We start from the raw sequence: 2,023 nt of genomic DNA on the forward strand, positions 1-2,023 counted from the left end.
AGCCGCACCAGCCCGACGCGCTGCCCCAGGCCGCGCGCCAGGTCGTCGCCCAGCGCCAGGGTGTTGAGCCACCCGCCGGCCGGCAGGGTGAGCACGAACCCGGCCACCAGCACCGGCGCCACGGAGGCCACCAGGCCCAGGTCGCGTCCGGCCACGGTGCCCACCTGCCACACCCGGAACACGTCGAGCGCGGCCAGGTCCACCACCATCAGCCCCGAGCCGAGCGACCCGGCGGTGGCCGCGAAGGCCGCCCCGGCGATGGTGAGCGTCACCGGCTGCGCCCCGCCCGGTCCCGCCGCGGCGATGCCGTAGACCACCACGGCGGCCAGCGCCGCCCCGGCCAGGGCGAACCACACGTACTGGCCCTGCTCGTGCAGTACCCCGGTGGTGAGCCCGAGCACCACGGCCAGCGCCGCGCCGGAGTTGACGCCGAGGATGCCGGGGTCGGCCAGGGGGTTGCGGGTGAGGGCCTGCATCGCGGCCCCGGCGCACCCCATCGCGGCACCGACGAGCACGCCGAGCACGGTGCGGTCCACGCGCGCCTCGACGATGCCGGCCGCCTCGCCGCCGCCCCGCGCAGGGCCGACCAGACGGCACCGACGGGCACCACCGTGGCACCCACCGCCAGCGAGGCGAGGACGGCGACGGCCACGGCCACCAGCCCACCCCCCAGCAGGAGGGCGAGCCGGCGGCCGTGGCCGTGCGGTGCGAGGTGCGAGGTCACTCGGCGGACGACGCCCCGGCCGAGGAGCCCTCGCTCGAGCCCTTGGCCTTCTCGGCGGCCTTGGCCAGCTCGGGCACGAACTTCTCCAGCGCGGTCGGGATGCTCAGCGGGGTGGGGCTGGACATCGGGAAGGAGGCCACCGGGTCGGTGGCTGCCACGTACGAGCCGCGCTGGAAGGCCGGGATGGCGGCCAGCTGCTTGTTGCCGGTGACGGCCTTCTCGGTGCCGGCCTCGTCGGCGTAGAACACCACCACGTCGGCGTCCACGGTCCTGGCCTTCTCCGCGGAGACGTCCACCTGGAAGGACTTCTCGTCCTTGCTCAGCTCGCCGATGAGGGGCGCGTTGACCATGCCCAGCTCCTCGAGCATGCGCGGGCGGTTGTCGGTGGTGGTGTACAGCGCGAACGTGGACAGGTCGGTGGGGGAGAAGGAGGCCCACGCCACGGTGGCGCCCTTGAGCGCCGGGTACTTCGCGGCGGTCTCCTCCACCTGCTTCTCGGTGTCGGCGATGACCTTCTCGGCCTCGTCCGACTTGCCCAGGGCCTGGCCGGTCATCTTCGTGGAGTCCTGCCAGCTGGTGCCCCAGGCCACCTCGGGGTAGGCCACCACGGGGGCGATCTTGCTGAGCTTCTCGTACTCCTCGGGCGTCACGCCGGAGTTGGTGGCCAGGATGACGTCGGGCTGCAGCTTGACGATCTCGTCCACCGGGGCGCCGTCGGCGTCGGAGTAGCGGGTGATCTCGGCCTTCGGGTCGAGCTCGTTGACCTTCTTGTCGAACCAGTCGGTGGACTTCTTGGCATTGCCGCCCCAGGTGATCTGCGGGGCGCCGGTGGGCACGACACCCAGAGCGGCCACCACGTCGTGGTCGGACCAGCCGAGGGTGGCCACCTTGGTGGGCTGCTGCTCGATGGTGGTCTCGCCCAGGGCGTGCTTGACGGTCACCGGGAAGGCGGCGTCCCCGCCCTCGGAACCGCTGCTCTGACTGGAGCTGCCGGAGGCGCCCTCGGAGGGCTTCTCCTCACCGGCGGGACCGGTGGAGCAGGCGGTCAGGGTCAGGCTGGCGGCGGCCAGGACGGCGCCGGTACGCACGATGCGCATGGGTCTCCTCGGGATCTACCGACGCGCCACCTCGATGCGAGGGGAAGGCAAACCTGACCCTTGCGATGCGGTGGGCGCCGGCGCCCGAACTCCGCACCGGTGCTGATCTCGCCCTGCCACCCGCGCCGAACTCCGCACCGGTGCCGAATTCGCCCTGCCACCCGCGCCCAATTCCGCACCGGTGCTGAACTCGACAGTCGAG

General features: G+C 72.9%; 2 protein-coding genes. Both read right to left on the minus strand.

Annotated features, from left to right (window positions below):
• Positions 1-536: iron chelate uptake ABC transporter family permease subunit (locus HMPREF3099_RS01625; protein WP_141761925.1), on the minus strand; the 536-nt coding region annotated here is incomplete at its 3' end.
• A 184-nt stretch (positions 537-720) separates the two neighbouring features.
• Positions 721-1,821 carry an iron-siderophore ABC transporter substrate-binding protein gene (locus tag HMPREF3099_RS01630; RefSeq protein WP_070703460.1) on the minus strand — a complete coding sequence of 367 codons (1,101 nt, stop codon included), beginning with the start codon at positions 1,819-1,821 and terminating at the stop codon, positions 721-723.
• Positions 1,822-2,023 lie beyond the last annotated feature (202 nt).

It is taken from the genome of Kytococcus sp. HMSC28H12 (genome assembly GCF_001816045.1).
In the GTDB taxonomy this organism is placed as follows: Bacteria; Actinomycetota; Actinomycetes; order Actinomycetales; family Dermatophilaceae; genus Kytococcus; species Kytococcus schroeteri.